The sequence below is a fragment of the Chelativorans multitrophicus genome (genome assembly GCF_011317445.1).
GTDB lineage: Bacteria > Pseudomonadota > Alphaproteobacteria > Rhizobiales > Rhizobiaceae > Chelativorans > Chelativorans multitrophicus.
The window spans coordinates 26,645-40,482 of the sequence record NZ_JAAAPL010000009.1 but is presented as its reverse complement, the minus strand read 5'-3'; the positions used below and the strand labels follow the sequence as shown (position 1 = coordinate 40,482).

Genomic DNA, 13,838 nt, shown 5'->3' with positions numbered 1-13,838 from the left:
AGAAGCTAAAACTCTAGTGCAACAATCAGAGCGACGCGGGGCACGATTTTAGGAAGCTGCAGCCGTAAGGCTTCATGCGCTCACGGGACGGAACAATTCCGGGCGCAGGAGAAGCAATTCCTCCATGTAGAGCACGGAACCGGCCACATGTCGGCGAAGGATCGTTTCGGCACCTTCGGCGTCGCGACGCACGATCATGTCGAGGATCGCCTGATGGTCAGAGATCAGCGCCGCCACCTTTCCGTCCTGCGGCCCCTGAAGAAAGCGGATGCGGTCCAGATGCGCCTTCTTCCCCTGGAGGACGGACCAGAGTTCGCGCATTCCGGCCAGCGCGAAAAGCGACTGGTGAAACTGGTCATCCAACGGCATGAATGCCGTCAAATCGCCGTTGACAAGCTTCTGCGCGACAAGGAGCGCGCGTGGTTCCGCAAGGTCTACGGCGGGTTGCTCGCAGAGAAGCCGTACCACCGGAATCTCCAGGTTTGTACGCAGGAAATGCGCCTGGCGCACGCTGCGGGCGTCGATGCCGGACACAAACGTTCCGTGCTGCGGCGCGATCGTGACGAGGCCGTGCTCGGCAAGCTTCAGCACCGCCTCGCGCACCGGCGTACGGCTCACGGAAAAGCGTTCGCACAATTCGCGTTCGGCTAGGACGGCGCCGGGCGGCAGCTCCAGCATCACGATCAGCCGGCGAAGCTGCTCGTAGATATCGTCTGCAAGCGACCTGCGGCGTCGCGGCCGGCTCGTGGCATGTAACTCCATTTCTGCTCCGCATACCTTGAAAGACCGGCCTTGTCACCGCGGCCGAACGTGGCCTGCATATCCGACCTTGCGTTTGATGCGCAAATATATTAGTGCGACAAACGTAAAGCTGACAATTCGTAGTTCGCATGGGAGGAACCAAATGAAAAAATCCCGTGGCCGCGACGCTGGCCTTTGCAACCGCCGCGCTGTTCTCGAACCCCGTGCTGGCGCAGATCGACTGGCCCACTCGCACCGTCAACGTCATCATCGGCGCAAGCCCTGGCGGCGACACCGGTTCGGCGGGGGAGAAGATCACCGCACCTCTGGGCAACCGCATCCAAGTGGCCGGCATCGCCTACGGCGCGATCCAAGATTACCACACCTCGGGCGAGACCGTGGTTCTGGGATAGGATTCGACCCATGTCCGCTCTGCGCGTCAAGGAATTGACGGTTGGCCTTGCCATGCTGGCCGCCGGGCTGTGCTACCTTTATATCACCTCCGGGCTGCCGCGGCGCGGCGCCGTGGACGCGACATTCATCCCCTACGTGCTGGCCACGGTCATGATCCTTCTCGGCCTGCTGCAGGCCGTTTCAGGATGGCGGCGGCAGGACACGGAAACCGAGGAGGAGGCAGGCTGCGGCGACGCGGTGACGGCGATCCCGCTGGGCGGCCTGATGATCCACGGTATCCAGCCCGGACCTATGCTGTTCCTCACGCAAGGCGAGTTCGTATACACCATCTTCGCCGCGCTCATTCTGGCGGCCGTGATGATGCTGGTCCTCGAATTCTGGGGTTTGCGCATCTTCGTGCGCCTGCTGGCCATTCCCAAACACATCCTGCTGCCGGTTATCGTGGTGCTGTGCGCCGTGGGTGCCTTCGGGCTCGCGAGCCGCATCTTCGACATCTGGACGATCCTCGGCTTCGGCGTGCTGGGCTATGCCTTCGTCAAGGCGGGCATCCCGACCGCGCCGTTTATCATAGGCTTCATCCTGGGGCCGATGGCGGAGACAAATTTCAGGCGCGACCTGCAGCTTGCGGCCGGCGATGCCACAAGCTTCCTTACGAACCCGATCTCCGGCACGTTCCTCGGCCTCGCAGCGGCGTCAGTCTGCTGGCAGATCTATCGCGGATTGCGCCCGTCGAAGATTATCGCCGCGCAAACCAGCGGGGGCGTGAGCTGTGACAGCCGAGCACATTTCCAGCGCCGGCCGGTTTTCCCGTCCGGTTGCAACACGCCATAACCAGAGGAAGCCGGCATGACGCTGCAGCACAAGAAGACACCTGAAACCCTGCGGTCGGCGCGGTGGTTCGCCCCCGACGACCTGCGCTCGTTCGGCCATCGCTCACGCATGATGCAGCTCGGATACGCGCCGGAAGAATTCATGGGTCGGCCGGTGATCGGTATCCTCAACACCTGGTCCGAGCTCAACAGCTGCCATTCGCACTTCCGCGAGCGGGCGAAGGATGTGCGACGCGGTGTGCAGATGGCAGGTGGCTTCGCGGTCGAACTACCGTCGCTGTCTGTAGACGAGAGCTTCACCAAGCCGACATCGATGCTCTACCGCAACCTGCTGGCGATGGAGACGGAAGAGATGATCCGCTCGCATCCGCTCGACGGCGTGGTGCTGATGGGCGGCTGCGACAAGAGCACGCCCGGCCTGATCATGGGCGCGCTGACGGCCGGCCTGCCGATGATCTATCTCCCGGCCGGTCCGATGCTGCGCGGCAACTATGCCGGCCAGCATCTCGGCTCCGGATCGGATGCCTGGAAATACTGGGACGAGCGGCGCGCCGGCAACATCACCGATGCCGAATGGACAGGGTTGCAGGGTGGCATTGCGCGCTCTGCAGGTGTGTGCATGACCATGGGCACTGCCAGCACCATGACGGCGATTGCCGACGCGATGGGCCTCACGCTACCAGGCGCATCCTCGATACCCGCCGTGGATTCGGGCCACCAGCGCATGGCATCGGAATGTGGGCGCCGCATCGTTGAGATGGTTTGGGAAGACCTCACCCCCGACCTGATCGTCACGGATGCGTCCGTGCGCAATGCGGCCATCGTGGCAATGGCGACGGGCTGCTCGACCAATGCGGTCGTGCACCTTATCGCCATGGCGCGGCGGGCGGGCGTCGACCTGACCCTTGACGATCTCGACGCGCTTGGCCGCGTCACCCCGCTGATCGCCAATGTGCGACCTTCCGGCAAGGACTATCTGATGGAGGATTTCCACTATGCCGGCGGGCTCCGCGCGTTGATGGTGCAGATAAGGGATCGCCTCGCGCTCGACGTGATGACGGTGAGCGGCAAAACGATGGGCGAGAACCTCGAAGGGGCGAAGGTCTTCAACGAGGATGTCATCCGCCCGCTGTCCAACCCGATCTATCACGAGGGATCGCTCGCGGTGCTGCGCGGCAATCTCTGCCCATCCGGTGCGGTGATCAAGCCCGCGGCGTGCGATCCGAAATTCTATGTTCACAAGGGTCCGGCGCTGGTGTTCGACAGCTATCCCGAGATGAAGAAGGCCGTGGACGACGAAAACCTCGACGTTACGCCTGACCACGTGCTGGTGCTGCGCAATGCAGGGCCGCTCGGCGGACCCGGCTTCCCCGAATGGGGGATGCTTCCCATTCCCAAGGCTCTGATCAAGCAGGGTCACCGCGACATGCTGCGCATCTCGGATGCGCGGATGTCCGGTACGTCCTATGGCGCCTGCGTCCTGCATGTCGCGCCGGAATCCTACATCGGCGGCCCGCTGGCGCTTCTGCGCACCGGCGACATCGTGCGCCTCGACTTGCCGGCACGGCGGCTCGACATGCTGGTGGACGAAGCTGAAATCGCACGCCGCCACGGCCAATGGAGGGCACCCGAGCCCCGCTTTGAGCGCGGCTGGGGCTGGATGTTCTCCCGTCATGTGACCCAGGCGGACAAGGGCTGCGACTTTGACTTCCTCGAGCGCGACTTTGGTCGCGCGGCGAGCGAACCCCAGATCTACTGAGGAGAAACAGGAATGACGGCAATCCTCGCGCACGCACTCACCGGCATCTCGGGCATCCTTGTGACGCCTTATGACGAAGCGGGCGAAGTAGCGCCACTCCGGCTTCAATCCATCATCGATCGCGCCTTGAAGGCCGGCGTTCACTTGCCCGTCGTCAACGGCAATACCGGTGAATTTTATGCGCTAACCACCGACGAGGCCTGTCGGATGGTGCAGGAAGTCGTCGCAATGGTGGACGGCCGCGCACCGGTCATAGCAGGCGTGGGGCGCGGCTTGCGAGACGCCATGCGGCTGGCGCGGGTCTCTGCTGAAGCGGGCGCTGCGGCACTGATGGTTCATCAGCCCCCGGATCCGTTTGTCGCGCCGCGCGGAATTGGCGATTACATTCGTGCGCTCAGCGACGCATCCGGCGGATTGCCGATAATGCTCTATCTGCGCAACGATCTAATCGGCACCAAGGCGATAGCCGATCTTTGCGCGCTCCCTACCGTCCAGGGCGTCAAGTGGGCGACACCCAATCCAATTCGTCTTGCCGAGGCCCGCGCGGCCTGCGATCCATCGATCGTCTGGGTCGGCGGTCTTGCCGAAGTGTGGGCGCCGACTTTCTACGCGGTTGGAGCGCGGGGCTTCACGTCCGGACTGATGAATGTCTGGCCGGAAAGATCGGTAGCAATCCACGACGCGCTCGATGCAGGCGACTATTCCAAAGCCAATATGCTGATTTCCGGCATGAAGGTGTTCGAGGATATCCGCGCTGAAGAAATGGCAGGCACGAACGTTACCGCCGTCAAGGCCGCGCTGATCGCGCAAGGACTTGATTGCGGTCCGACGCGTCCGCCGTCAGCCTGGCCGCTGACCGGGCAGCAAGCCGACCGCCTGAGCCAATTTCTTTCCGAAAACTCCCTTGTTTGAGGTTCCCATGACCGATTACGCCCTTTCCGACGAGACACGCGGCAAGCTTTCACAAGTGTCGACCGCTTCGATTGCGACGGCGCTCTACAAGCGCGGCCTGCGTAACCAGTTCATCCAGGGGGTGACGCGCGTCTCGCCCAAGCCGACGAACATGGTCGGCCAGGCGTTCACCTTGCGCTATATTCCCGCGCGCGAAGACCGCAATCCGATCACCGTCTTCCGCAAAGCCGATCATCCCCAGCGTGTGGCCATCGAGACCTGCCCTGCCGGTTGGGTGTTGGTGATGGATGCGCGCAAGAACGCGCGCGCGGCAACCGCAGGGTCGATCCTTGTAACACGACTGGCATTGCGCGGCGCGGCCGGTGTCGTTTCCGACGGCGGGTTCAGGGACGTGGCGGGCATTGGTGCGTTGGATATGCCGGCCTATTGTGCCGGTCCTTCCGCTCCGACCAACCTGACGCTGCATGAAGCGCTCGATATCAATGTGCCGATCGCCTGCGGCGATGTCGCGATATTCCCCGGCGACGTATTGGTGGGTGATGGCGACGGCGTGATGGTGATTCCGGCCCATCTCGCAGAAGAAATCGCCGACGAATGTTTGGGGATGGAGAGCTTTGAGGATTTCGTGCTCGAGGAGGTCAAGGCGGGTGCTGCCGTGATAGGGCTCTATCCGGCCACGGAGGATGAGAACCAGAAGAAGTATGCCGAATGGCGTGCAAGGACCGGACGCTGAGGAGGCGACGACCATGTCCAAACCCCATGGCAAGCACCTTGTTGCAGGCGGTGGCTCTGTCGCAAACCACACGGTAACCATATGTCCGGGTGCGCGGTCGCTGGAAGTATCTTTACCGCGCGGTCGACAGCGTGGGCGACACGGTCGAGTTCTTCGTCATTGACGGTAGCCAGACGAACCGGCAAGCAATTGTTGCCTGCAATGGTGAGACCCGGCTTCGAGACCAATCGCAACGGTCACTGAAGCCGATCCGCGTCTGTCAGAGCCAATACCTCAATAACCGGATTGAACAGGACCATCGTCGGATCGAGCGGCGCGTCCGGTCTATGCTCGGCTTCAAGTCCTTTTTCCTTGGCCGCCGTCATATTGGCGGGCATCTTGGCGCTGCATTTCGCCACCCCCTAAACCCATCATGGAAGCAGCAGAGGCAAATCGGTGGTTCCGGAGTCGAAAGCCGGTCTAAACCGTTCGCGTGACCGTTCGATATGTTCCCGCATCGCGTCGGCCGACGCCTCTGAATCGCCTGCGATGATGGCGGTCACAATCGTCTGATGCTCGTCAAACGCCGCTTGGGCTGCGTGTGCGTGATAGAACAGGCGGAAGAGGTGCACGTGTATGTGCAGCCTGGCCAAGCACTCTCGAATGAGTTCGTTGCCGCTGCCCTGTGCAATCAATTCATGAAATTCTTGATCCTTTCGTGCGAAGTGGCCGTATGCAGTGAGAGACATCTTGGAGCCGGGTTCGATGCTTTGTGAGAGCTTAGCCAGCGCCTTTTTAGATTCTTTCGACATATTGGCAGCGGCTCTTGCTGCCGCCACGGGTTCAAGCAGCAGCCGCAACTCATAGAGCTGGTCGAACCTTTCTACAGCCATCTGATCGGCGGCGCTGTATCCCATCAGGTGCGTTTTTACGACCAGACCCTGTTCCTCCAGACGCGACAGCGCTTCACGCACAGGTGTCTGCGAAACGCCCAAATCTCTTGCGAGGCTGTCGATAGAAATGCGACCGCCGGGTGGAATCTTCAGCGACATGAGGCGCGCGTAGATCGCGTTGTAGACTTCGTCGCCCAACGGTGGAGGTCTTTTTATGAGGCTTTTTGCCATTTTTTCACTTTGCCGCATTGCCCGTTAAATCGTGGTCTTACCGCGTCCCGCAATATTTTCCCACCTGGATCACTCTGGGTCCGGGGAAGCGCCGGCCAAGGCCTCGATAGTCCGGACAAGGCCTGAATGGTCTTTATCCCCGTCGCCGCGCGCGATTGCTGAATTCATCATTTGCTCAACAAGTGCAACGTTGGGAAGGGCTAGACCAAGTTGGCGGGCTGAGTCGACTGCAATGCTCATGTCCTTGCGGTGCAAGCGGATGCGAAACCCCGGATCGAACGTTCGCTTGATCATCCGCTCACCGTGCATCTCCAGAATCTTGGATGCAGCGAGTCCCCCCGACAGTGCCTCCCTGACCTTCACCGGATCAGCCCCGGCCACACGCGCGAACGTAAGCGCCTCGGCCACCGCCTCAATGGTCAACCCGACCACGATCTGATTGGCAACTTTGGTGATCTGCCCACTGCCCGCCGGTCCGATAAAGGTTATCGATTTTCCCAGGACTTCGAATAGAGGTCGCGTTTTCTCGAACACCTCCGGATTGCCCCCGACCATGATCGTCAGGCTCGCGTTGATTGCACCTGCTTCGCCGCCGGAAACCGGTGCATCCAGATAGTCACAGCCCAGGGCCTCGATGCGTTCGGCAAAGGCCTTGGTCGCCACCGGTGAGATCGAACTCATGTCGATGATCAACTTGCCGGGCGAAAGTCCTTCCGCCACGCCGTCAGCGCCAAACAGGACCGTTTCCACGTCGTCCGTGTCCGGGACCATCAGGATGATCACATCGGCTGCTTCTGAAACAGCCTTGGCTGTCGCAACAGCGCGGCCCCCCTTGTCGACCAGGTGCTGGGAAACAGGCTTCACGCGATTGAGGTGCACCGTATAGCCGGCGTCGATCAGATGGCCTGCCATCGGCCGGCCCATGATCCCGAGACCGATAAACCCGATATTCATTCTCCAACTCCTCCCTGCAGGTATGGCTTCATCCAGATAAGGCCTTCGCGCGTTCCGGCGAGGGGCTTGTATTCGCAGCCGACGAATCCGCCATATCCCAGCGAATCGAGGGCGGGCAGGACGTTTGCGAAGTTGATCTCCCCAGTGCCGGGCTCGTGTCGGCCGGGGGTGTCGGCCAGTTGGATATGCCCGATGCGCTCCCTAAGCCGCTCATAGCCGCAGATCAGGTCACCCTGCATGATCTGCGTGTGGTAGAGGTCATACTGGATGAACAGATTATCGGCCCCGACGGCGTCGATGATGCGCTCGGCATGATCGGTCGTTGATACAAAAAAGCCAGGAATGTCCCGCAAATTGATCGGCTCGATCAGCAGATCGATCCCGACATCTCGCAGCCTCGCCGCGGCATGGGAGAGATTGCTGATCAGCGTTACCTCGAGAACCGCAGCACTGGCATCTGTCGGGGCAATCCCGGCGAGGCAATTGATTTTGCTGCACTTCAACGCCTGCGCATAACGGATCGCAACCTCGACGCCTGCCTTGAACTCCTCGACGCGGTCCGGCATGCAGGCGATTCCGCGTTCGCCCGCTGCCCAGTCCCCGGCGGGCAGGTTGAAAAGTGCCTGGACGAGGTCGTGGCGTTCAAGCTGCTCGCATATCGCCTCGGGGGTCTCGTCATAAGGGCGCAGATATTCGACGGCTTGAAAACCGTCCGCTGCGGCCATGGCAAACCTCTCGAGAAAGGGCCATTCGCTGTACAACATGGATAGATTTGCTGAAAATTTCGGCAAGGGCGGTCTCGTCTGGATGAGTTGGGCGACGGGCGATAAAGCTTTCGGGGCAATTACTCGATGACGATGTGATTGACCAAATTGCGCGTGACCACATCCCAGTCGTATTCGACACCGAGACCAGGTCCCTTCGGAACCGGGAAAGATCCATCGGAGTCCACATCGTCGAGCAGGTCCGAGTATCCGCCGGCATAGAACGGGTTCACGGGCTGCCCTCGAGACGGGGAGACCATCGAGAGCTCGTAATAATTTGTATTCCGGATCGCAGCCATGCATTGCCTGTGCGCCGGGCCGCAGCCGTGAAGCTCCACGTCGATTCCGAGGGCCTCGGCAAAGTGCGCAATCTTCATGGTGCCTGTAATGCCAATGTCGAAATTGGGGTCCGCCCGTACGAAATCGGTGCCGCCCGCCAGAACCAGGGTGGCCAGGGATTCAAGGCCGCGCACGTGCTCTCCGAGAAGGATTGGCGTCTTTAGAAGTTCGCGAAGCCGGCGATGCGAGTGCGCCGACAGGCCGAGATCGCTGTAGGGATCCTCATACCAAAAGAACCCGGCTTCGTCGCAGGCGCGCCCGACCGCAAGTGCATCAGCAAAGGTAATCAGGTGGCAGGCCGCATCGTGCATGAGATTCATGCGGCCACCGACACGATCCCCAAGCTTCAGAATCGCCGACCGCTCCCGTTCGACGTTACCATCAACCCACCCGTGCATCTTGAAAGCCCGGTAGCCGAGTCCGTAGCACTCCTCGGCGAAGTCGGCATAAGCCTCGGGATGTTCCAGGCCGCTGCCGTCGCCGCCGAACCAGGTGCTCGCATATGCGGGAAGCCGGTCCTTGCCGCCACCCAGGAGATCGGAGACCGAGGCGCCGAGCTGCTTGCCGAGCCAGTCCCACAAAACGATATCCAGCTGGCTCAGGCCGATACGATCTTCCTTGCGCAGATGACGGCGCAGATCGGTGTAAAATCGTTCGCGGTCGAACGCGCTTTGGCCGAGGACCCGTTTGGCGCCAAAGCTCAGGTGCGGAACGATATCCGAGCGCCCTCCGATATACTCGCCCTTGCAGCCATCCCTGGTCTCGAGTGTAATTGCCAACCTGGTCCGGCTTGACCGCACGTCCGGCATGTCGATCCCGCTCGGGCTGACGTCGAACGCGACATTCTGCATTTCCTGCTTAAACAGGAACAGCTCGACACGAGCGATGGTGCTGTCGCGGCCCGACTGCGATTGGCTAACGGCCTGGACGGTTGACGTCATCGGTAGATTTCTCCTCCTCGCGTGCTCGGCCACTTCCCGTTTCAACGCCTTGGGTTGGCCGAATTTCCGGGCGTTTTGTATCGGCAACTCCGCCCTAACTCAGGGCAAATGTAAAATCATATCGGATATACAATGTCAAATTGTATAGTTGACATCCGCGATTTGCGCAGGTTAGTCAGAGCGAGAGGGACGCGTCTGCAGGAGGAGGGGATGCCAAATCGATGGATATTCGGGCCGTCAGGCAAGCGAGAATGGACGACCCTGGTAAGGGGGTGGGCGCTGAGATGACGGCGACGTCTGTCAGCGCGGACGACGCGTCCGGCATGCAGCGGCTGAAGGTGAAGCCGAAAAGCGGCTTTGGTGGTGCGTTCGCCACACGCATCATCTGGGTGGCCGCAGTTCTCCTGCTGCTCCTGCTTGTGGTGGCGCCGATGCTTGCGCTGCTTCTGGTCAGCCTGGGTGCGGGCTCTGGCGACCTGGGGCTTGGCGCGTATTTCGAGCAACTGGCGTTGCCGCGCGTCCAGCGTGCTCTTTACACGACCCTGCTCGTTTCGAGCGGCGTTGCCGTCCTGAGCGTGCTTGTGGGCGTGCCGCTCTCGTTCGGGGTTGCACGCACAAGGATGTACGGCAAGAAGATTGTGCGTGTTGCGATACTTCTGACGCTGTTCAGTCCGCCGTTCCTGATCGTGATGGCTTATATCGCGCTGATTGGGCCGACCAATGGCTGGATCAATGTCCTGGTCCGCGATCTTTTCCAGATCGATACCAGCTACGGCCCCTTCAACGTATTCTCGATCCTTGGCTTCCTGTTGCTCGCACTGCCGAGCGGAGTGGCGTTCGTCTTTATTCAGACCGCACCGCTTCTCGAAAACATGGATCCCTCGCTCGAGGAGGCTGCCCGTCTGAACGGCGCGCGTCCCGGCAAGATGATCATGACGATCACAATCCCGCTGATGCGGCATGCGATCCTGTCGGGCGGCCTGTTGGCCTTCACGGTGACCCTTACGCTGTATGGCACGCCTTACCTTTTGCAGATGGACTATCTGACTATCGAGATTCGCAATGCGCTGCTGGTGACAGGGAGTTTCCAGGCGTCCGGTGCACTCTCGATCGTCCTGGCCATCGGGTCCCTGTTTATGCTGTTCCTCTATAGGCTCAGCATCAGGAATGTTAGGCTGTTCCAGACCATCGGCGGCAAGAGCTTCCGTCCGGCCATGCTCGATCTTGGGTGGGGTCGCCATCTCTTTACGGCGCTTGGCGCGGTCTACGCGCTGGCCACATGCGTCATCCCGTATATCGCGATACTGCTTGTGTCGTTCATGGGCGCGCGTGGCCTTGGGTTGCGCTGGGACAATTTCAGCTTCCGGGCCTACGAATTCGTATTCAGCTCGCCCATTTTCCTTGAGGCTTTCGGCAACAGCCTCATCCTGAGCTTTTCCGCGGCCACCTCGGTTGTGGTGCTGGGGGTGGTGGTCGCCTACATCGTGGTGCGGACCAGGATAACGGGCAGCGGCATTCTCGACTATATCGCCATCCTGCCCCTCGGAATTGCCGGCACGTCCTTCGCGGTCGGGTTGATTGTCACATATCTTTCGCCGCCGCTCGGATATTTCCCGGTCTATGGGACGCTTTCGATCCTGCTGCTGGCCTATGTGGCTTCCAATATCCCCTTTGGCGTCCGCATTTCCCAGAACGCCTTGATTCAGGTCGGGTCCGAGCTGGAAGAAGCTTCCCGCATCTCCGGGGGGAGCTGGATGCAAACTCTGATGTTTGTGACTGTTCCGCTGGTCAAGCGCGGCCTTCTGTACGCGTGGATCATGGTCTTTGTTCAGTGCCTGCCGGAGCTTAGCGCCTCGATCATGCTCAAGGGGCCGGGTACCGAAGTCGTGTCCACAGCGATGATCGCGGCCTGGGAGGGCACGGGCGGCGTCCAGGCCGCGGCCGCAATGGGCATCATTCTGCTTCTGGTCATCGGAATAACCATGCTTGTCGCAATGAAGGTTGTAGGGAGGTCCCTGCTGGAGGCCAGCGACGATTAGAAACCTGTTGTTTGTCATTCACTGAAGAGGGAGGAAAAGGTGAAAAATCGACTAGAAACAATGCGTTTGGGTGCGGGCGTTATGCCTGGCATCTATGCACTGATCATTGCCGGCGCGGTTGCGATGCCTGCATATGGGCAGGATCCGAGCGGAGACCTGCTGATCTATCTCGGACACGGTGCCGTCGACGCCCAGCCTGTCGTCGACATCTTCGAGGAGCAGTATCCGGGCATCAGCGTCACGCTGTTCGAGCAGCCTACGGGCCAGCTTGTCACAACGCTGCAGCTTGAACTCAACGCAAACCGCAACAGGGCGGACATCATCTGGGGTGGCGGTTCCGCCATCGCCGAACTCGACATCCGCAATCCTGATGCGTTCCTGAGTTTCGAGCCTGCGGATACGTCCGGTATCCCGCAAAATCTCCTTTCCGAGAACGGACGTATCCATACCGTGGCGACAATTCCGTACGTCATCGGGTACAACACCTCGATCATCGCTCCCGAGGACTCGCCTCGATCCTGGCTCGAACTGACCGATCCCAAATGGAGCGGCATGATGGCCATGGCCGATCCTGCAACGGCGTCGGCTGTTCATCCTTTCGTGTGGTTCGTAACCACACACCTTGCAGACGAGGAAGGTTACGGCCCCGACTACTGGAAGGGCATCGCGGCCAACGATCCCTACCTCACAGCAGGGCACGGCGAGCTGGGCGAACTGCTGATCACGGGCGAACGAGCAATCGCGCCTGTTACCATCACCCAGATGCAGCGGCAGATCGGCTCTGGAGAGCCGGTTGCCTTCAACTGGGCGACGGAAGGCACACCGACATCCGACTCGTCCATCGCGGTTCTCGAAGCGGCGCCGAACAGGCCTGCGGCAGAACTCTTTGCCTCCTGGTTGCTCAGCCCGGCTGGGCAGAAGGCCTTCACGGCCGGATTTGACAGCATCCCTGTCAATTCCGACTTCTCGCCAGAGTTCTTCGACGGCACCACGGCCGCGGACCATCAGCTCATTGTTCCCGACAACGCCTACCTTGCCGAAAACGTGGGCACGCAGGTCGAGATCGTAAGATCCGCAATGGAAGCAGCGCGGTAGCACCTCGCTACGACGCGAACCGCCGGAAGGCGGACCGACTGGATCCGCCTTCCGGCAGCCTTGTCACTGATTCATCCGAGGATGCCAATGCCCGCCGTTGAGCTTGAAAATCTTACTAGAAAATACGGTGCCGTTACAGCGGTCGATGATATCAGCCTTGTCTTGTCGGAAGGCGAGATGCTGGCAATGCTTGGCCCCAGCGGATGCGGAAAAACCACGACGCTGCGGATGCTTGCGGGGCTGGAGCATCCTACATCAGGCTCTATTCGCATAGGCGAAACGGTATTGGCCAACGGACGCAAGTCCGTGCCGCCCGAGGACCGCGGTATCGGCATGGTGTTCCAGAGCTATGCCCTCTGGCCGCATATGAAGGTCTTCGACAACGTCGCGTACGGTCTCAAGCTGAGGAAGGTTCCGAAGGCCGAAATAGCCCAGAGAGTGTCGAACGTATTGGCCATAGTGGACATGGCGCCCTACAGTGACAGGTTTCCGGCCCAGCTGAGCGGCGGGCAGCAGCAGCGCGTGGCACTCGCCCGCGCAATCGCCCTCGAACCCAACGTGCTCCTGTTCGACGAGCCTCTCAGCAATCTCGACGCAGCCCTGCGCGAGTCCATGCGCTTTGAGATTCGTCACCTGCAGCAGCGGCTCGGCACAACCAGCCTCTATGTGACGCACAGCCAGGAAGAAGCGCTGGCGATGGCCGATCGCATTGCTGTCATGCAGGCGGGAAGAATCCTCCAGGTCGATCGACCCGATGAAATCTATCACAGGCCCACCAACCGGTTCGTCGGCAAAGTGGTCGGGGTTGCAAACTTTCTGCGTGGCCGCGTTTCCGCCAGGAGCAGCCATGACGTACATGTGATGGTCGGAGAGAGCATCTGCATCAGGGCCGCCAGGTCGATCGATACCATCGCCATGTCTCAGGATGTGGATGTAATGTTCCGGCCCGACGCCGTAGAGATAAGCCGCCTGGGCGACGCCAAGAGCGAAACACCAAACGGCGAAAACAGCTTCGTCTGTACTGTCAGCAAGATCAGCTATCTCGGGAGTGTGGTCGAATACTTCCTTGATATCGAAGGTGTCGATTCTGCTTTCCGGGTCCAGGGTCGCTCACCCGTGGTCGCAAATATATCCGAGAAAGTCGTCGTGTCATTCGGCGACGACGTTCCATGGGTCATGCCCGTGATGGACGACTAGGCTCAATCAATACTGAG

13 protein-coding genes and 1 pseudogene are annotated in these 13,838 nt (G+C 60.5%); 9 read left to right on the top strand and 5 right to left on the bottom strand.

The window, feature by feature from the left end; all coding sequences use genetic code 11:
• Positions 1–72 precede the first annotated feature (72 nt).
• Positions 73–762 carry a GntR family transcriptional regulator gene (locus tag GNP00_RS22025; protein ID WP_011578906.1) on the bottom strand — a complete coding sequence of 230 codons (690 nt, stop codon included), beginning with the start codon at positions 760–762 and terminating at the stop codon, positions 73–75.
• A 155-nt stretch (positions 763–917) separates the two neighbouring features.
• Here GNP00_RS22025 and GNP00_RS22020 point away from each other — a divergent pair, with 155 nt between their 5' ends.
• The 6 genes and pseudogenes from GNP00_RS22020 to GNP00_RS21995 all read left to right on the top strand — a co-directional run.
• Positions 918–1,154 carry a hypothetical protein gene (locus GNP00_RS22020; protein ID WP_011578905.1) on the top strand — a complete coding sequence of 79 codons (237 nt, stop codon included), beginning with the start codon at positions 918–920 and terminating at the stop codon, positions 1,152–1,154.
• Between the two features lie 10 nt (positions 1,155–1,164).
• Positions 1,165–1,986 carry a tripartite tricarboxylate transporter permease gene (locus tag GNP00_RS22015; protein WP_011578904.1) on the top strand — a complete coding sequence of 274 codons (822 nt, stop codon included), beginning with the start codon at positions 1,165–1,167 and terminating at the stop codon, positions 1,984–1,986.
• 15 nt (positions 1,987–2,001) lie between these two features.
• The gene (gene araD / locus GNP00_RS22010) at positions 2,002–3,744 is read left to right on the top strand and encodes an L-arabinonate dehydratase (protein WP_011578903.1); all 1,743 of its coding nucleotides are present in this window, start codon (positions 2,002–2,004) and stop codon (positions 3,742–3,744) included.
• A 12-nt stretch (positions 3,745–3,756) separates the two neighbouring features.
• The gene (locus GNP00_RS22005) at positions 3,757–4,656 is read left to right on the top strand and encodes a dihydrodipicolinate synthase family protein (RefSeq protein WP_011578902.1); all 900 of its coding nucleotides are present in this window, start codon (positions 3,757–3,759) and stop codon (positions 4,654–4,656) included.
• Between the two features lie 7 nt (positions 4,657–4,663).
• Positions 4,664–5,389 carry a ribonuclease activity regulator RraA gene (locus GNP00_RS22000; protein WP_011578901.1) on the top strand — a complete coding sequence of 242 codons (726 nt, stop codon included), beginning with the start codon at positions 4,664–4,666 and terminating at the stop codon, positions 5,387–5,389.
• 80 nt (positions 5,390–5,469) lie between these two features.
• Positions 5,470–5,865, top strand: a pseudogene (locus tag GNP00_RS21995) (DDE-type integrase/transposase/recombinase); the annotation flags it as partial.
• On the opposite strand, the gene GNP00_RS21990 reads toward GNP00_RS21995, so the two are convergent.
• From GNP00_RS21990 to GNP00_RS21975, 4 genes are all read right to left on the bottom strand, one after another.
• Complete coding sequence (locus GNP00_RS21990; protein WP_246259493.1) at positions 5,800–6,459, bottom strand: GntR family transcriptional regulator; 660 nt, start codon at positions 6,457–6,459, stop codon at positions 5,800–5,802. The pseudogene GNP00_RS21995 and the gene GNP00_RS21990 sit on opposite strands and share 66 nt — an antisense overlap.
• 102 nt (positions 6,460–6,561) lie before the next feature.
• Complete coding sequence (locus GNP00_RS21985) at positions 6,562–7,446, bottom strand: 2-hydroxy-3-oxopropionate reductase (RefSeq protein ID WP_011578898.1); 885 nt, start codon at positions 7,444–7,446, stop codon at positions 6,562–6,564.
• Positions 7,443–8,237 carry a hydroxypyruvate isomerase gene (hyi, locus tag GNP00_RS21980; RefSeq protein ID WP_041545843.1) on the bottom strand — a complete coding sequence of 265 codons (795 nt, stop codon included), beginning with the start codon at positions 8,235–8,237 and terminating at the stop codon, positions 7,443–7,445. The genes GNP00_RS21985 and hyi overlap by 4 nt, the downstream gene beginning before the upstream one ends.
• A 53-nt stretch (positions 8,238–8,290) precedes the next feature.
• Positions 8,291–9,490: a mandelate racemase family protein gene (locus tag GNP00_RS21975; RefSeq protein ID WP_011578896.1), complete on the bottom strand. Its 1,200-nt coding sequence runs from the start codon at positions 9,488–9,490 to the stop codon at positions 8,291–8,293.
• Between the two features lie 251 nt (positions 9,491–9,741).
• Between GNP00_RS21975 and GNP00_RS21970 the strand changes: the two genes are divergently transcribed.
• The 3 genes from GNP00_RS21970 (at position 9,742) to GNP00_RS21960 (ending at position 13,821) form a co-directional block, all read left to right on the top strand.
• Positions 9,742–11,529, top strand: a complete 1,788-nt coding sequence (locus GNP00_RS21970) for an ABC transporter permease (protein ID WP_166016305.1) — start codon at positions 9,742–9,744, stop codon at positions 11,527–11,529.
• 39 nt (positions 11,530–11,568) lie between these two features.
• On the top strand, positions 11,569–12,624 hold the full coding sequence (locus GNP00_RS21965) for an extracellular solute-binding protein (protein ID WP_157038251.1): 1,056 nt from the start codon (positions 11,569–11,571) through the stop codon (positions 12,622–12,624).
• An 87-nt stretch (positions 12,625–12,711) separates the two neighbouring features.
• The gene (locus GNP00_RS21960) at positions 12,712–13,821 is read left to right on the top strand and encodes an ABC transporter ATP-binding protein (RefSeq protein WP_011578893.1); all 1,110 of its coding nucleotides are present in this window, start codon (positions 12,712–12,714) and stop codon (positions 13,819–13,821) included.
• Positions 13,822–13,838 lie beyond the last annotated feature (17 nt).